We start from the raw sequence: 1202 nt of genomic DNA, 5'->3' as shown, positions 1-1202 counted from the left end.
GCCGCGCACGCGTTGACAAGGCCGCGCACGATGGCGACGGTGCCGGCCCATGACGGACATCATCCTGCACCACTATGCGGTGTCGCCCTTCGCCGAGAAGGCGCGCATCGCTCTCGGGCTGAAGCGCGCGGCGTGGCAGTCGGTCGACATCCCCAGCATCATGCCCAAGCCCGACCTGATGCCGCTGACCGGCGGCTATCGCAAGACGCCGGTGATGCAGATCGGCGCCGACATCTACTGCGACACCCAATTGATCCTGATGGAGCTGGAGCGCCGCCTGCCGACGCCCAGCTTCCTGCCCAAGGGGCGCGAAGGCGAGGCGCGGGCGCTGGCGCTGTGGATCGACCGCTCGATCTTCGGACCCGCGGTCGGCGTGGTGATGAGCCAGGTGCCGGTCGACGAACGTTTCGGCCCGGCCTTCAAGAAGGACCGCAGCGAGTTCTCAGGCCGCAACTTCGATCCCGAGCGCCTGCGCGCGGCGCTGCCCGTCGTGCGCGACCAGACCTATGCCCTGATGTCTATTGCCGAAAGCATGCTCTCCGACGGCCGCCCGTTCCTGCTGGGCGACGCGCCCTCGCTGCCCGACTGCGCGCTCTACAATCCGGTGTGGTTCATCCAGCAGCAGCTCGCGCCGACGGCGAGCCCGCTCGACCGCCTGCCGCGCATCGTCGACTGGGCGGCGCGCATGACGGAAGCCGGCAAGGGCGGCAGCCGCCGCGAGCTCGCGGCAGCGGACGCACTCGCCATCGCCAGGGCGGCGAAGCCCGAGCCGACCAGCGTCGCCGCCGACGATCCGAGCGGGCTCAAGGCCGGCCAGACCCTGAGCGTCACGCCCGACGACACCGGCCGCGTGCCGGTAGCCGGCACCCTGGTCGGCCTGACGGCCGACCGGATCTCGCTCGCCCGCCACGACGAGCGGGCAGGCGACGTCGTCGTCCACTTCCCGCGCGCCGGCTTCTTCGTAGCGGCGGCCTAGGGAATTTGGAGCGAGATATTTGATACCGCACTCTTGTCTGCTGACTAACCTTCATGGATGAAACTCATGGCTGGGAGCGCGCCACTCCGAGGGCGCTCATGAGTTCTGGGATCGAGAGGTTGATCGCCATCGGAGTGGCGCGCTCCCAGCAGAAGAGTCTGCTTGTTGTTAGTTCCGTCACGATCTGCCTCGTAGTCTTGCCAGGGATGGCGAGTCCGGCAGCGAT

General features: G+C 68.4%; 1 protein-coding gene. It reads left to right on the top strand.

From position 1 onward, the window contains the following. Positions 1–49 precede the first annotated feature (49 nt). Positions 50–976, top strand: a complete 927-nt coding sequence (locus AB7O82_RS33550) for a glutathione S-transferase family protein (protein ID WP_428555956.1) — start codon at positions 50–52, stop codon at positions 974–976. Positions 977–1202 lie beyond the last annotated feature (226 nt).

Source organism: Reyranella sp. (assembly GCF_050185545.1).
GTDB lineage: Bacteria > Pseudomonadota > Alphaproteobacteria > Reyranellales > Reyranellaceae > Reyranella.
The sequence above is the reverse complement of the archived record's forward strand: the minus strand, read 5'-3'. Positions and strand labels throughout refer to the sequence as shown.